At 27.7% G+C, this 16395-nt stretch carries 12 protein-coding genes; 9 read left to right on the forward strand and 3 right to left on the reverse strand.

The features are described 5' to 3' along the window. The first annotated feature begins 89 nt into the window (after window positions 1–89). Both HCG76_RS15665 and HCG76_RS15670 read left to right on the forward strand, forming a co-directional pair. Window positions 90–2174, forward strand: coding sequence for an McrB family protein (locus tag HCG76_RS15665; RefSeq protein ID WP_195963755.1), 2085 nt, complete (start codon window positions 90–92; stop codon window positions 2172–2174). Beyond that, window positions 2149–3489 carry a 5-methylcytosine restriction system specificity protein McrC gene (locus tag HCG76_RS15670; RefSeq protein ID WP_260458166.1) on the forward strand — a complete coding sequence of 447 codons (1341 nt, stop codon included), beginning with the start codon at window positions 2149–2151 and terminating at the stop codon, window positions 3487–3489. The genes HCG76_RS15665 and HCG76_RS15670 overlap by 26 nt, the downstream gene beginning before the upstream one ends. A gap of 272 nt (window positions 3490–3761) precedes the next feature. Here HCG76_RS15670 and HCG76_RS15675 read toward each other — a convergent pair whose 3' ends face one another. Next, window positions 3762–3911 (reverse strand): IS3 family transposase, encoded by a 150-nt coding sequence (locus tag HCG76_RS15675; RefSeq protein WP_311776404.1) that lies wholly within the window; start codon window positions 3909–3911, stop codon window positions 3762–3764. Between the two features lie 125 nt (window positions 3912–4036). On the opposite strand from HCG76_RS15675, the gene HCG76_RS15680 reads away from it, so the two are divergent. Further along, window positions 4037–5527: a type I restriction-modification system subunit M gene (locus tag HCG76_RS15680; protein WP_195963753.1), complete on the forward strand. Its 1491-nt coding sequence runs from the start codon at window positions 4037–4039 to the stop codon at window positions 5525–5527. A 32-nt stretch (window positions 5528–5559) separates the two neighbouring features. Beyond that, window positions 5560–6849 (forward strand): restriction endonuclease subunit S, encoded by a 1290-nt coding sequence (locus HCG76_RS15685; RefSeq protein WP_195963752.1) that lies wholly within the window; start codon window positions 5560–5562, stop codon window positions 6847–6849. A gap of 45 nt (window positions 6850–6894) precedes the next feature. Here HCG76_RS15685 and HCG76_RS15690 read toward each other — a convergent pair whose 3' ends face one another. Then, the gene (locus HCG76_RS15690; RefSeq protein WP_195963751.1) at window positions 6895–7755 is read right to left on the reverse strand and encodes a toll/interleukin-1 receptor domain-containing protein; all 861 of its coding nucleotides are present in this window, start codon (window positions 7753–7755) and stop codon (window positions 6895–6897) included. A 143-nt stretch (window positions 7756–7898) separates the two neighbouring features. Between HCG76_RS15690 and HCG76_RS15695 the strand changes: the two genes are divergently transcribed. From HCG76_RS15695 to HCG76_RS15715, 5 genes are all read left to right on the forward strand, one after another. Beyond that, on the forward strand, window positions 7899–10997 hold the full coding sequence (locus tag HCG76_RS15695) for a type I restriction endonuclease subunit R (RefSeq protein WP_195963750.1): 3099 nt from the start codon (window positions 7899–7901) through the stop codon (window positions 10995–10997). Between the two features lie 74 nt (window positions 10998–11071). Then, window positions 11072–11740: a M48 family metallopeptidase gene (locus HCG76_RS15700; RefSeq protein WP_195963749.1), complete on the forward strand. Its 669-nt coding sequence runs from the start codon at window positions 11072–11074 to the stop codon at window positions 11738–11740. Between the two features lie 62 nt (window positions 11741–11802). Continuing rightward, on the forward strand, window positions 11803–12459 hold the full coding sequence (locus HCG76_RS15705; RefSeq protein WP_221701223.1) for a hypothetical protein: 657 nt from the start codon (window positions 11803–11805) through the stop codon (window positions 12457–12459). A 246-nt stretch (window positions 12460–12705) separates the two neighbouring features. After that, on the forward strand, window positions 12706–14118 hold the full coding sequence (locus tag HCG76_RS15710; protein ID WP_221701222.1) for a KAP family P-loop NTPase fold protein: 1413 nt from the start codon (window positions 12706–12708) through the stop codon (window positions 14116–14118). A 174-nt stretch (window positions 14119–14292) separates the two neighbouring features. After that, a complete protein-coding gene (locus tag HCG76_RS15715) occupies window positions 14293–15993 on the forward strand; it encodes an AAA family ATPase (RefSeq protein ID WP_221701221.1) in 1701 nt (566 codons plus the stop codon). A 119-nt stretch (window positions 15994–16112) separates the two neighbouring features. Here the strand turns inward: HCG76_RS15715 and HCG76_RS19580 are convergent, their stop codons facing one another. Continuing rightward, window positions 16113–16382, reverse strand: coding sequence for a helix-turn-helix domain-containing protein (locus HCG76_RS19580; RefSeq protein WP_221701220.1), 270 nt, complete (start codon window positions 16380–16382; stop codon window positions 16113–16115). Between the last annotated feature and the right edge of the window lie 13 nt (window positions 16383–16395).

Consider the following 16395-nt stretch of genomic DNA (forward strand, 5'->3'; position numbering starts at 1 on the left):
TAGTGTTATTAAATTATTTAAGTAACCTTAATATGTGATATAATATATTTACTAATTTTTAGATAAAACAAATTAAGGGCGGTATAAACATGGCTAATTCAAATAATTTTACGAAACAGAATATACTTGATGCAGTTAAATATATTGATAAGAATGGTATTCCAAATAAAAATAAAAGTGCAAAATATGAATTTGCTTTTGATTCAGGCAAAAAGTACCCAGCTAAATATGTAATTTCTGTGGCAAATCATCTGGTTAATAACGTAGATATTTCAAATGAAGAATTTAATGATATAGAAGCTAGGAATATATTAATGGGATTGGATTTTGTGATAGAAACAAGACAAGAAAAGTTTACATTAATAATTACTGCTAATGAAGTTATATCAAGTGATGAACGTTTTACAATGGACAATCTTGGACTTGGAGATAACTATAAACCACTAGATACATATTTTAAGAATTCTTCAGGTGAGATAATTAGGCGAAAGTACACTAAAGGTGAAAAAAAGAGCTCTAATCAAACAATGCCACGATTGGCTTGTCAGATTTTTGAAGAGTCTCTAGTAGCTTTATCTGAAGAGGAAAAAGTAAACTTTCCTATTTGTCAATATACTCCAGAGTCGGAATTAATTCGAGGGATTTTTTCTAGCGTTGAAGAATTCAAGAAATATAGAAATTCAATTGAATATTTCAGATATAAGTATGGGGATGAAAAACTACTTGTTAGTTATTGTTGGAATATCTTTTCAACTATTATATTTGTTAAAGAATGCTTAAAGCGTTTTGGGAAAGAAGGCGATCAATTTGTTCTTACGTATCGTGAAAAAGACAAAAAAGAAGTTGATCAACTTGTAAATGAAAAATTGACAGATAAAGATGATGTAATAGAGTCTAATGGTTATATGAATCCATATTCTAATCAATTAATAGAATCTAAGAATATTATTTTACGTGGAGCACCAGGGACGGGTAAATCATATTTAGCAAAAGAGATTGCTGCTGATATCATTAGTAATGGCTACTTTGATAATTATACGTTACTTACCGATGAACAAAAGAAGCAAATTGAATTTGTTCAGTTCCATCCGAGTTACGATTACTCTGATTTTGTAGAAGGTTTAAGGCCTAAAGCAAATGATGATGGCTCTATGGGGTTCGAACTTCGAGATGGCATATTTAAAAAATTTGTAGCAAGGGCAAAGAAAAACTTTTATGATTCTCAAAAATCTGAAGAAGTTATTGAGAAAGAAGCATCAGTTCAAGCAATAATGACAGATTATTTTTCAGAACTTGAATTTGGAGTGGATGAACTAAAAATTGCCCGTGGCACTAAATTTTATATTACTAGTGTTGATGATAAACACATCAACATTTCAATTCCTGAAAATAATGTATCAAATAAGCTGAGTTTAAATATTAAAGAATTAAGAGAAATGTTAGAGTCAGGACAAGAATTTACACAAGTAAAAGATGTTACCAAATTCTTTGGAAAGAATAATGCTACTCAAGGATACTCGTATAATTTAGCCATTTTTAATGCAATCAAAGCAAAGAAAACAACAATATCAAAGACAGTAACTAAGCAAGAACAATTAAAAAAGTACATTTTTATAATTGATGAAATTAATCGTGGTGAAATTTCTAAAATATTTGGTGAGTTATTTTTCTCTATAGATCCTGGATATCGTGGACTAGCTGGTGAAGTATCCACTCAATATGCAAACTTACATGAAGATCCTGATGAAAAATTCTTTATTCCAGATAATGTTTATATCATCGGCACAATGAATGATATTGACCGATCTGTTGATAGTTTTGACTTTGCTATGCGTCGTCGTTTTAGATTTATTGAAATTAAAGCTGACGAACGTTTGGAAATGTTAGATGCTTTAGGGGAAAAAAAAGAAGAAGCAATTCGTCGTATGACTGCTCTAAATAGTGAAATATCAAAAGTTGAAGATCTCAATGAAAACTACCATATTGGAGGAGCATATTTCTTAAAATTAAAAACTTTAAGTTTTGACCAGCTGTGGACTGATTACCTTCAACCTTTACTTCAAGATTATGTGAGAGGTATGTATGACGAAGATATCATTATGAAAAAATTTGAAAAGGCTTATGAAAATGTACTACCTAGAGTAGGTGATGGCAATGACGGAATTCAAGATTAAAGACAATACAACTATTAGTAAATATGATTTTGATGAAGTAAGGCTCATAACAAAAAAAGTTTTAGATAAGACACTTGGCCAGCTTGAAAAAGAAGGAGTATTTGTTTTTCCTGAACTTTTAAAAGATGCTGAGGATATCACTAAAGAACAGATAATTTTACAAAGTGTTAATGATTGTTATCGTTCAAGTAATGTTATGGGGTTTTTAGGATATGGCAAGGAACGTCTTATAATTAAATCACGCTTTTCAACTGTGGAAAACGATTATTTCTTTCAATATCTAATTGAAAATGTATTGGAGATACCTAATGTTTTAGATTTAAATACGGATGCTAACCAAGATAACCGATTGTTTAATTTGTTGTTATTTCTATTTCCATATTACTTAAAAATAGCGATGAGGAAAGGCTTATTTAAAACATATATACGGAGTCAATATAATGATGGGAACATTAAAGGAACAGTTGATATTGCTCGTCATATTAGAGATAATACCCCCTTTACTGGCAAAATTGCATATAACCAACGAGAATTTTCTTACGATAACTCTATAATGGAATTAATCAGACATACTATTGAGTTCATTAAGAAGAGGCCATATGGAAATAATGTGTTACGAAAAGCTAAAGATGAAGTTTCAGTGGTAATTCAAGCAACAAATAATTATGAGTATTATGATAGAAGGAAAATCATAATTAAAAACAAGAAGAAACCTATTAGTCATGCGTATTATCATGAGTATAGGAATTTACAACGTTTATGTATAATGATTTTACAACAAGAGAAGCATCAAATTGGTTCAGGGATGACTAAAATTCATGGTATTCTCTTTGATGGTTCATGGCTATGGGAAGAATATATTAATACATTGATTGGGAATAACTTTTATCATCCAATGAACAAAGGTAGAAAAGGAGCACAGAGATTATTTGATGGTAATATTGGACTTATTTATCCTGACTTTATTAGTAGAAATACTACCAATCGGATAATTGCTGATGCTAAGTATAAGCCACTGGGTAACATTGGAAATAAGGATTATCTTCAAGTATTAGCCTACATGTTTAGGTTTGACGCTAAGAAAGGTTTATACTTGTATCCCGAAAGTGGTAAAGTAGAAAATCAATTATTAAAAATGAATCGTGGATTGACATATGAAGATAATGTAGAACCAAGAACTGACATTCAAATAATTAAATGTGGATTGAAAATACCAACTGATGCAAAAGACTACGATGAATTTAAGCATAAGATAAAGACTAGTGAGGTAGCCTTTATCAATCAGTTAAAAATATACAGTTGTGATATAAAGTAAACAAGATATACTAATTTAATTCAAGAGCAATATGAGGAAAGTTTTGTTTGAAGTTAATTGTTAGCAAATAAGGATAAAATGTCGCTTGTTAATATTTAAATAAGCAATAATTTCTCAGTGACAAGCTTATGTAAAAATATAAGTTTGTCACTGTTTTTCGTTTAATCAAGCTTTATAGAATAAAATTTTTAAAAATAAAGATGTGCTATCATTTTTAGTTTAATAAGGTTTGGTCTTATTTCAATATTTTGGACATAAAAAGTCAAACTTTTTTATGCTACACTTCTAGCTAATAATTCAAATTGATCTGGAGTCATGTAATTAATAGAAGAGTGTAGCCTTTTTCTGTTATACCAACCTTCTATATATTTAAAAATAGCTATAAAACTATATTTAAAATATAGTATATTAAGTATTCGAATTACTGTTAAGTAATGTTATAATTATTAATAGATACATCATAAATGAAGATATTATTTCTAATTCTTTATCTTTATTTATGATTTACATAATAAATAATAGAAATAAAATGAAAAGAGGCAATATTATGATGAATAAAACAACATCACAAGATGTTATAAAGATAGTTTGGAAAGCCTGCGATACCTTTAGAGGTACTATGGATAGTTCTAAGTACAAAGATTATATATTAACAATGTTATTTGTAAAGTATGTATCTGACTTTTACAAAGAAAAGTTAGAAGAATTAAAGGCTAAGTTTGGAGATAATGAAGATAGAATTCAAAAGAGTTTAAAGAGAGAAAAGTTCCAATTAGATCCTACATGTACATTTGATGTTATATACGAAAATAGAAATGCTGAAGATATTGGTGAAATAATAAATAAAATATTAATGAGAATAGAAGATGACAACAAGGAAAAACTTGAAGGAATCTTTAGAAATATTGATTTTAACTCAGAAGCAGAGCTTGGTAGAACTAAAGAAAGAAATGCTGCATTAAAGCATTTAATAGAGGACTTTGCAGATGCTTCACTTGACTTAAGACCTAGTATGTTAGATGGTAGTGATGTTATTGGAGACGCATACGAATTCCTAATAGCTAACTTTGCATCAGATGCAGGTAAGAAAGGGGGAGAATTCTATACTCCTAGCGAAGTTTCAACTTTACTTGCAAAGCTTGTTGGAGCTAAAGATGGTGATAGAATATATGACCCAACATGCGGTTCAGGATCATTACTTATTAAAGCAGCTAAAGAAGTGGGAACACAAAACTTTAGATTATATGGTCAAGAAAGAAATGGTCAAACACAAGCCTTAGCTAAGATGAATATGTTCTTACATGAAATAAATGATGCAGTTATAGAATGGGGAGATACATTAAGAAATCCACTTCATTTAGAAAATGAAAGATTAATGAAGTTTGATAAAATAGTTTCTAACCCGCCATTCTCACTTGATAAATGGGGAGCAGAAGAATTAAAAGATGATACTTATGGAAGATTTAGTATGGGATTACCCCCAAAGTCAAAAGGCGATTTTGCATTTATTTCTCATATTTTAGCATCATTAAATGAAAATGGAACAGCAGGTATAATACTTCCTCATGGAGTTTTATTTAGAGCTGCTAGTGAAGGTAAAATAAGAAAACAAATAATAGAAAATAACTGGCTAGATGCAGTAGTAGGTTTACCAGAAAACCTATTCTTTGGTACAGGAATACCAGCTTGTATATTAATTTTTAAGAAAAACAAAGTTGATAAAAATGTAGTATTTATTGATGCAAGTAATGAGTTTGATAAAGGTAAAAATCAAAATGTATTAAGAAATGAAGACATAGAAAAAATAGTAGAGGTTTATAAGAATAGAGAAGAAGTAGATAAATATTGTCATATAACTACTTTTGATGAAATAAAAGAGAATGACTTCAATTTAAATATTCCTAGGTATATTGATACTTTTGAAGTAGAAGAAAAAATAGATATCCAATCAATTAAAGAAGAAATTTATACACTTGAAAAAGAAATAGTTCAGGTTAAAGAAGTTATGAATAAATATTTAGAAGAATTAGGATTTTAGAGTATTAAATTTTATATAGAGGATGAATTATTATGGAAAAGTCAAATATATCTAATAAATTTACGGGAGGGATTCATGATAACTCACAGATTAAAATGTGGAACACGACTACAATAAATGAATTAATAAAAAATGGAGTTATAGAAGAAGTATTAGATGGAAATCATGGTGCTATACATCCAAAAGCAAGTGATTATGTAGAAAATGGTATTCCCTTTGTAATGGCTAGTGATATTAATAATGGTAAATTGGACATAATTAACTGTAAATATATAAGTGAAGAGGTTAGTAAAAGATTAAAAAAAGGATTTGCAAAAGAAGGAGATTTACTATTAACACATAAAGGTACTGTTGGAGAAACTGCTATTGTTCCAAAAATAGATTGTAATTATATAGTATTAACTCCACAAGTTACTTATTATAGGTTTAATAAAGAAAAAAATGTTTTAGATATAGAATACTTAAAATATTATTTTCAATCTGAAGATTTTCAATTAAGATTAAAGAGTTTAGGGGCACAATCAACGAGAGCTTATGTAGGAATTACAGAACAAAAAAGATTATTAGTAGAATTTCCAGATTATAAGACTCAACAAAAAATAGTAGAAATTCTTTCAACTTGGGATTCAGCTATAGAAAAACAAGAGCAACTTATTGAAAAGAAAAAAGAGTTCAAAAAAGGATTAATGCAAAATCTATATTCTAAAGGAACAAAGAAAGAGAAGTTAGTTAAATCTAAATTAGGTGAAGTTCCTGAAAGTTGGAGTATAGTTAAGGCAAAAGAAGTATTTAAAAGTGTTTCAATAAAAAATAATGAAAATGAAGAACTGCTTTCAGTTACTCAAGATAAGGGAACTATTCCCAGAAGTCAATTAGAAGGGAATGTAGTTATGCCAGAAGGTAGTACTAGTGGATATAAATTAGTTGTACCAAATAACTTTATTATAAGCTTACGTTCATTTCAAGGTGGATTAGAAATTTCAAAACATAGAGGTATCATAAGTCCAGCATATACAGTTTTAGAGAATAAAATTGAAATTTGTCATGATTATTTTAAATACTATTTTAAAAAGGAAGAGTTTATAAGTAGATTAAATGGTGCTATTGTTGGAATTAGAGATGGAAAACAAATTAGTTATGCTGATTTTGGAGAGATGTTTTTACCAGTTCCATCGTTAGAAGAACAAATTAAAATAGCTGAAATTCTAATGGTAGCGGATAAGGAAATAGAATTATTAGAAAAAGAGTTAGAAGCATTAAAGCTACAAAAGAAAGGTTTAATGCAAAGATTGCTAACTGGTGAAATTAGGGTTAAAATATAGTTGAAAAATACGGAACAGATTTAAATATTTCTGTTCCGTATTGTTTTATGTATTAAGAATTTGCTTAACTTCTTCAACTATTTCATCAATAGAAAGCATGGCAGTATTTAAGGCATTTCTACCAGCTAAAGTTGCACTCTTATTCATAACTTCATTTTTAGTTACTTTATGCCATATAGGCAATAAGACTGAAGTACCATTATTAGATTCTTTTTGAAATAGCCCATCTACTTCATAATTAGTCCAATATTTTTCAAGGAATATACTTGAAATGACAACTATTCCAAAACGTGAATGAGCTAGTCCATTATCAATGCTTTGTCGTATACTAGCTCCCCATTTAATTGAAGTTTCGTCATACCATACTTTAATACCTTCATTGATTAAAGATTCTGCAAGAGGTCTTACAAAATCTTCTTTATCTTCCCAAGCATGTGATATAAAAACATCATATTCTTGGTTTATTTCTGATGCGTTACCAGGATTATTTGAAAGCGAAGAAATTGTTTCTTGCTGAATACTTTTTAAAATATCATTATGTCGTTTCTCCATTTCTTGCTCTCTTTTTTTCTGAGCTTGTTCTCTTTTCTTATCTTCACGCTCTTGTTCTTTTATTAATTGAGCTTCTTTTTTTATTAATTCTTCTTCTTTAGTAGAAATTTTTTTGTTAATTGCAGATTGATTTTTTTGGCTTTTAATAATATCATCATTAGCCCTCTGAATTTCTCTCATTTTGGTTGATATTGTTGATGTAGATGAAGTTTTACTTATTTGTATCTCAGCTTTAGATTTTTTAGTTAATGCATTTGCTTCTTTTGTTTTTTCATCTGATAGTTTTTTTCTTTCAGTAATTATATCTTTTTTTAGTTTTGTAATTTGATTTTGTAACAATGATATTGTGGACATTTAGTACCTCCCATAAGTAATAGTTTTTAAATATATTTTATCATATATCTTTGAAAAATTAATATTAAAGTATTACTGTATATATGTAGCAAAATATTTTGTATAATTATACTATAATGTGAAATAAATTAGGGGGATATTACATGGATAATCCATTTTTAGAAGAGTTTGATCAAAAAAATGTTATAGAATTACTTAAGAATATGGGATATATATATCTTTCACCAGAGGAATGTAATGCTGCTAGAGGGGAAAGACTTAAAGAGGTTATTTTAAAAGACATAACAAGAAGTAAGTTAATGGAAATGAATAGCTTTGAGTATAAAGGTACAGTAAGAAAGTTTAGTTCTAGTAATATTAATAAAGCTATTGAAGCATTAGATATGCCATTAACAGAAGGTTTAATTAAGGTTAATGAAAAGATTTATGATGAAATTATTCTTAAGAAAAGCTTAGAAGAGTTTTTAGAGGATGGGACAAAGAAGAATTTTTCTCTGCAATACATAGATTGGGAAAATCCAAAAAATAATGTATTTCATTTTACGCAAGAATTTGTGGTAGAAAAACAAGATCAATCAACTAAGGAAAAAACTAAGAGACCAGATATAGTTTTATTTGTTAACGGTATTCCTTTTTGCGTAATTGAATTAAAGGCAAGTTTAGTATCTTTAAAGCAAGGTATTTCTCAAATGATAGGAAATCAAAAGAAAGAGAATATTCCACATCTTTTTAAATATGTTCAATTAGTATTAGCAGGTAATACCAGAGAAGTTAGATACGCCACTACAGGAACACCAGCTAAGTTCTGGGCTGTATGGAAAGAGGAAGAAAAGCTCGATGTTGAATCTTTAGTTACAGGAAGATTAGCAACTGAGCTTGATAGAACAATTATATCTTTATTAAATTTAGATAGAGTTCTTGAAATAATTAGAGAATATACTTTATTTGATAATAATATTAAGAAGGTAGCAAGGTATCAACAATACTTTGGAATTAAAAAGACATTAGAAAGAATTCAAACTTTTGATAATACAGGTAAAAGAAATGGTGGTCTTATTTGGCATACGCAGGGAAGTGGTAAGTCATTAACTATGGTTATGTTAGCTAGAGCATTAAGAAGAAGAATAAGTAATGCAAAAATAATAATAGTTACTGATAGAAAAGAATTAGATTCACAAATTAAAAAGACCTTTATACAAAGTGGATTTAGTAATGATATTATACAAGCTGCAAGTGGAAGTCATTTAAATAGTCAATTATTAAGTAAGGAAAGCAAGATAATTACTACTATAATTAATAAGTTTGATAAAGTATTTAATGTAGGTTCAAAAATAGATGATCCTAATATATTTGTTCTTGTAGATGAATCTCACAGAACTCAAAATGGACAACTTCATGCAAAGATGAGAAAGGTTTTCCCAAGTGGTTGTTATATAGGATTTACAGGAACACCACTTATGAAGAAAGAAAAAAATTCATTTACCCAATTTGGTAAAGAAATTCATAGGTATACAATTAATCAAGCTGTAGATGATAAGGCAGTATTACCGTTATTATATGAAGGAAGATTAGTTGACCAATGGATTAGTGATGAAGCTGGTCTTGAAAGAAAGTTTGAAATGATTTCTAGAAATCTTAATGAGGAACAAAAAGAAGATTTAAAACAAAAGTGGGGAAGATTCCAAAAGGTTGCATCATCAGAGAGAAGATTAGAAATGATAGCTTTAGATATAAACGAGCATTACAAAAATACATGGCAGGGAACAGGATTTAAAGCTATGCTTGCAACCTCTTCAAAGTTTGAGGCTATAAGATATCATCAAATATTTGAAATGTATGGAGATGTTAAAACAGCATTTGTTATATCATCTGCTGATAACAGGGAAGGTAATGAAGATATTCATGATGAAAATAAACTATTAGTTCAAAAGGAACTAGAAAGAATAGTTAGAGAATACGGTAATCTTGATGATTATGAAACTAAAATTAAAGAAGAGTTTTGTGATGGTGATGATGTAGAAATTTTAATTGTAGTAGATAAATTACTAACAGGTTTTGATGCACCAGTAGCTGTTGGTCTATATGTTGATAAAGAGTTGAAAGAACATAAATTGTTACAAGCTATAGCAAGAGTTAATAGATTATATGAAGGTAAAGACTACGGATATATTATTGATTATAGAGGTCTTTTAGGTAACTTAGATAAAGCATTAACTTCATATAGTTCATTAGAAGGCTTTGATGAAGATGATATAAAGGGCGCAGTTATAGATATAAAGAAGCATTTAGATGAATTAAAAGCTAATTATTCATATTTAAAAGATATTTTTAATCCTATAAAAAACAAAGAGGATAAAGAAGAATACGAAATATATCTTGCAGATGAAAGTAAAAGACAAGATTTCTATGAAAGACTTAAGAATTATGCTAAGAGCTTAAATATATGTTTAGCTTCACAAGGTATATTAGATTTACTATCTAAACAAGAATTAGATAATTATAAGAAGGAATTAAAATTCTTTAGTAATTTAAGAAAAAGTGTAAGACTAAGATACCATGAAGAGGTTGACTTTGGTGAATATGAAGAGCAAATGCAAAAGTTATTAGATACTTATATAAGTGCAAATGAAGTTAATAGACTTACAAAGCTAGTTAATATATTTGATGATAAAAACTTTGATGAAGAGATTCAAAGAGTTCAAGGAAAAAGAGCAAAGGCAGATACAATAAGAAATGCAATAGATAAAGTTATTACTATGAAATATGATGAAAACCCAGCATATTATGAAAACTTAAAGGATAGAATAAATAGAGTTCTTGAAGAGTATAGAAAAAAGAGAATTTCAGAAGAAGAATATCTAAATAGTATGAATGAAGTAATGAATGATATAAGAAATGGATCAGTGGAAGAAACATATCCAGGACCAATTGCTAATAATAGAAGTGCCCAAGTTATTTATGATAACATCAAAGAAGATATATATGAACCAATAGTAGCTAAGGTTGCAGAAGAGCAATCAGAATATATAGTTGCAAATACATCATTAGAATTTGATGAAATTATAAAAGGATATGCAGCAAAACCAGATTGGACTACAAATACTGATATTCATAATAAAATAAGTCAAGACTTAGAAGAGAAGCTTTGGGATATAGAAGATGAATATGGTGTATCTTTAGATACAGATAAAATATTAGAAAAAACAATAACAATATCTATTAGAAAATACGGAAATAGATAACTTATGATAAAACTTATATGTTTTTAATATAAGAATTAGTGAGTAAAGATGAAGTTATCATCTAGGAGAAAGCTATGAAAGAGAAAATTGAAATTCATAAAAAGAAAGTAAAGAATGTAACATTAAAAGTTAAACGGGATGGAAGTATTCATTTAACAGTACCAGAAGCAGCTACAGATGATTATATAGAAAGAGTTATAGCTAATAAGGAAGAATGGATAGAGTCACAATTAAAACATTTTAATGAGAATTATAAGAAGCCTAAAGAAAAAGAAATGGTTAGTGGAGAGAGCTTTAAGTATCTTGGTAAGAACTATAGATTAAAGATAATTGAATCTAATGAAGAGTACGTAAGGCTATATAGAGGCTATATTGAAATCCATGTTAAGGATAAAAATAATACTGCTAAAAAGCAAGAGCTACTTAAAAAGTGGTATCAAGAGAAAGCAAAAAAGAAGTTTGCAGAATTAGTACATGAATATGAACAGATAGTAAAAGAAGAGGTTAATAGTATTAGAGTTATAACAATGCAAACAAGATGGGGTAGCTGTAATGTTGAAAGAAAAAATATTAATCTAAATTTAGAGTTAATTAAAAAGCCACGTTATTGCATTGAATATGTAATACTTCATGAATTGGCACATTTAAAGTATCCTAATCATGGTAAGCAGTTTTGGGAGTATATGAGTGTACACATGCCTAATTGGGAGTGGAGAAAAAATAAGTTAGAGTCAATAAATTAAATATTATATAAATAAAAAATAAATAGAAGAATATATTAGATTTACATTAAGGGATGAGAGATATGTATGAATTAATAACACAAAATGAAGCAAATAGAATTAAGCAGATATTAAATGAAACTGGATTAAAAGAAGATATTAATATAGAAGTATTAAATGGTAAATATAAAATTAATGCTTTTAATATTACAGAGAGCTTTAAGACAGAACGTTATGAATATGATATGGATGAATTTTATTTAATGGACAAAACCAATAAGTATGATGTTCTAGAGTATAAAAATAAATTGTATGAAGTGTTTGTAAATTTGGGAGAGTGGGCATATAAAACAGAATTGAAAAATAGTCACATTACAGTAGGTTCATCTAAATTTCATGACTATAGTTTTCAATTAGAATTATCTCAAGCAATTAAAGATAAAGAAAATATTTATATTGTAAAAAATATAACTAATTTATCTGGTAAAGGGGCCTTGGTTAGATTATATAGAGGTTTAGGTAAGGATAGAGCTAAAAAGGAAAAGAGAAGAGAAAGATTTGTAGAAGAGTTTAATAGTGAAATATTAAAATATGAAGGTAAAGAGTGGATAGTTATATCAAAGATATCATTAAAGGATTTATTTGATGATAATAAGGGTAAGGATATTTTTTATGATTTATTAATTTCAATATTAAAGGCAATGCTTTTAGTAGAAGGAATTGGAGATATAGAGATATAAAATTATGGCGGATATAAAATATGAAATAAAAGAAACAGTTGGTGTTATATGAAAAAGGCCTCTAGATTTCATACACTATTTGAGAACTAGAGACCTCATACCAGTTTATAAATAGTAAATTGGCATGTTAATTTATTACTGAAAGTTAAAAGAACATCAAGACGAAGCCACTAAAAGTATAGGTTAATGCATTTGAGTTGGGGTACCATTTATTTTTAATAATAAATAGTATAAGGAGAATTTAAATTGAGAGAAGATAAATTAAAATCTTTTGATGATGATATATACAATAGAAAAGTAATAGCAGAAAATTTGACTAAAATAATAGAAGTACAAGAAGAACCTATGGTAATTTCATTGGATTCTGAATGGGGGACAGGAAAAACTACCTTTGTTACTATGTGGAAAGATTTATTAGATAATGATGAAAAATATAGCTCTAAATTTAACACTTTATATTTTAATGCTTGGGAGAATGATTATATAACAGATCCTCTACTTGCTTTAGTTTCAGAAATAGAAGCAGAGATAAAAAGAGAGGATAGTAAGTTTAAGAAGAATTTTAATAAAGTAAAACAAGTAATTCTACCAATGGCCAAATTAGTAACAAAGGTTGGCGTTAAAGTCGGAACTGCAGGAGTGTTGGATTTAGACAAGGTTAATTTAGGGGACTATACAGAAGATACAATAATGGATTTAGCAAGTAAATTAGGTGAATTCTCTATAAAGGAGATAGTAGCAAGTAAAAGTATAAGAACTAAATTCAAGGAAGTAATGAGTGAGTATCAAAAAGAAAATGGTAAAAAAATAATATTCTTTATAGATGAATTAGATAGATGTAGACCAACATTTGCTATAGAACTATTAGAAGTTATAAAGCATTTATTTAATATAGATAACTGTATATTTATTATTTCAATAGATAAGGAGCAATTATCACATTCAGTATCAACAATATATGGTCAGAATATGGATACAATAGGGTATTTAAGAAGATTTTTTGACTTAGATTATAGATTACCAAAACTTGATGTGCATATGTATATGGATAATAGAAATGAAGTTGTATTAAAAGGTTACTACAACGTAGAATTATTTAAAATGCTACTAAAAGAGGTATTTATTAATGAACAATTCTCATTAAGAGACATTGATAAAGCACATTACTATATTAAACTACTATTACCATTAGTTACGGAGTTTAATAAAGATAGTAAATATAATTCTGTATACATAGCTACTATAAGTTATTTATATGCAATTTTAATAGCAATGAAGATTAAAAAAACTGTATTATATAGAAAAATAATTGATGGAGAATATAATGTTGAAGAAATTTTAAAGGATATTAATATTGTAAATTTGGACCATTACAAAGAAGTAAGAATAGGTGGTTGGCACAATAAACCATTACAAGAAGTAATAAAACCCGCTTTAGAAATATTTTTAAAAGTTAATCTGAAATATAAAAAAGAAGGTTATATATATTGTAGTGAAGAGTATCAGTATGCTGTAGGTATAAAGAATACAAATGGAGGATTTGGTTGGGACAATGTATTTGAAATGGAGTATTTATTTAATGATAAAAAATTAAATATTATTGATAAGCTAGAATTTATTGAAGCATTTTCTAATCAATGTATAGGGGGAAGTGAGTAAGGATAAAGTTAGATTAGTTAGAGAAGAACTTTAATAGTTTGTCAATATATTTTAGTAAAAAGTTCAATACTACGTAGATAAGTTAATAGCACTAAATAATTTCAACTTATTGTTTAATCAACATAAAAGTTAGGATATAATAAAAGGTAAGAAAGAAAGTGGAGGTAAGGCAAAATGGAGCAAAAACCACTTCCAATAGGAATAGATAATTTTGAAAAGCTAATAACAAGAGGATATTACTTTGTAGATAAAACACTTCTTATAAAAGATTTATTAGATAATAAAGCAGATGTAAATTTATTTACTAGACCAAGGAGGTTTGGTAAGACATTAAATATCAGCATGCTTCAATATTATTTTGAAGATAGAAGAGATGAATTTACTGGAGAGAAAATAGATAACTCTTATCTTTTTGAAGGATTAAATATAAAGGCAGAAGGTGAAAAATATACTAAGGATATGGGTAAATATCCTGTAATTAATCTTTCACTTAAATCAGCAAAGCAAAGAAGTTTGGATTTAGCATTTCAATGCATCAGAGAAGAAATTTCAAATGAATTTAAAAGACATAAATATATAATAGAAAGTGATGTATTAAAAGCTGAAAAAGAACATTTTATGAAAATTGTAAATAATGATAAGGATATGTCATTATATATTACAGCACTAAAATTCCTAAGTAATTGCTTAAATAAATATCACAATGAAAAAGTAATAATTTTAATAGATGAATATGATGTACCTTTAGAAAATGCATTTTTTGAGGGATTTTATAATGAAATGATAAGCTTTATAAGATCACTATTTGAATCAGCATTAAAAACAAATCCATCATTAGAGTTTTCAGTAATTACAGGTTGCTTACGTATTTCAAAAGAAAGTATTTTTACTGGATTAAATAACTTGAAAATTATATCAATTTTAGATGATAGATATGCAGAGCATTTTGGATTTACAGATGAAGAGGTTGTAAAAATTTGTGATGATTATAATATGCAACATAAGTATGAAACTATAAAGCAGTGGTTCAATGGATATATATTTGGAGAAACAAATGTATATAATCCATGGAGTGTAATGCAATATGTTGATGACTTAAAGGCTAATATCAATAAGTTACCTAAATCATATTGGGCAAATACAAGCTCAAATAGTATAGTAAAAAGTCTTATAGAAAGAGCAGATGATATAACAAAAGGTGAAATAGAGGCTTTAATAGAAGGTAAAACTATAGAAAAACCAGTACATGAAGATATAACCTACGAAGATGTTTATGATAATTTAGATAACTTATGGAACTTTATGTTCTTTACAGGGTATTTCAAAAAGATAAGTGAAAGAATGGATGAAAATACTCAAGAAAATTTTGTAGAGCTAGCAATACCAAACCTAGAAGTTAAGTATATCTTTAGAACAAAGATACTTAAGTGGTTTAATGAAAAGATAAAGAGTGAAGATTTATCTATTCTTTATACCTCAATTATAAACGGAGAAGTTGATGTATTTCAAAAAGAAGTAAATAGATTATTGAAGAAGACAATAAGTTTTAATGATGCATATGAAAACTTTTATCATGGATTTATGATAGGATTATTATCACATATGGATGGTTACATTGTAAAATCAAACAGAGAAACTGGTGATGGAAGATGTGATATTTATATAAAACCACTATCAATTTTTGATAAAGCAGTAATAATTGAAATGAAGGTTTGTGATAAACCAAAAGAACTATTTACAAAGCCACAAGATGCTCTGCAGCAAATTGAAGATAAGAAATATGCATATGAGCTTAATGAAAGCGGTTATGAAGATATTATAAAGTATGGAATGGCTTTTTATAGAAAAGACTGTCTTATAAAAATAAAAGAGTAGTAGCTAAATTTCAAGAAAAGAACTAGGATAATACACCTAGTTCTTTTAATTTATAGTATGATTCTCTTTATATATGTTGATTATTAGATAAGCAGTTAGATACTGTCTTTTCTGATACATTAATGGTCTTTTAAAAATATATAATCAACATTAAGAATTTCTGCTATTTCTTTTATAGTTTCTATTTTAGGGAATCTATTTCCTTGTTCCCAATTACATATACTAGTAAAGCTATAATTTAAGAGTTTAGCAAATTCACGTTGATTTAGATTCCTTTCTATTCGAAGATACCTTAACTTTTCACCGAATGTACCTAATTTGAGGTTTTTGTAAATGATAATATAACAATGAACAGAAAATGGAAAATAAAAATGTACAAAAATGATCATTAGTTATATCCTA

Origin of the sequence: Clostridium sp. K13, assembly GCF_019734195.1 — a bacterium.
In the GTDB taxonomy this organism is placed as follows: domain Bacteria; phylum Bacillota; class Clostridia; order Clostridiales; family Clostridiaceae; genus Clostridium.

What these genes read in the sequence shown, in the direction of transcription:
- HCG76_RS15700 (WP_195963749.1), top strand. Translation starts at nt 11,072, where the DNA reads ATGAAAGAGAAAATTGAAATTCATAAAAAGAAAGTAAAGAATGTAACA.
- HCG76_RS15690 (WP_195963751.1), bottom strand. Translation starts at nt 7,755, where the DNA reads ATGTCCACAATATCATTGTTACAAAATCAAATTACAAAACTAAAAAAA.
- HCG76_RS15685 (WP_195963752.1), top strand. Translation starts at nt 5,560, where the DNA reads ATGGAAAAGTCAAATATATCTAATAAATTTACGGGAGGGATTCATGAT.
- HCG76_RS15715 (WP_221701221.1), top strand. Translation starts at nt 14,293, where the DNA reads ATGGAGCAAAAACCACTTCCAATAGGAATAGATAATTTTGAAAAGCTA.
- HCG76_RS15670 (WP_260458166.1), top strand. Translation starts at nt 2,149, where the DNA reads ATGGCAATGACGGAATTCAAGATTAAAGACAATACAACTATTAGTAAA.
- HCG76_RS19580 (WP_221701220.1), bottom strand. Translation starts at nt 16,382, where the DNA reads ATGATCATTTTTGTACATTTTTATTTTCCATTTTCTGTTCATTGTTAT.
- HCG76_RS15680 (WP_195963753.1), top strand. Translation starts at nt 4,037, where the DNA reads ATGATGAATAAAACAACATCACAAGATGTTATAAAGATAGTTTGGAAA.
- HCG76_RS15665 (WP_195963755.1), top strand. Translation starts at nt 90, where the DNA reads ATGGCTAATTCAAATAATTTTACGAAACAGAATATACTTGATGCAGTT.
- HCG76_RS15695 (WP_195963750.1), top strand. Translation starts at nt 7,899, where the DNA reads ATGGATAATCCATTTTTAGAAGAGTTTGATCAAAAAAATGTTATAGAA.
- HCG76_RS15705 (WP_221701223.1), top strand. Translation starts at nt 11,803, where the DNA reads ATGTATGAATTAATAACACAAAATGAAGCAAATAGAATTAAGCAGATA.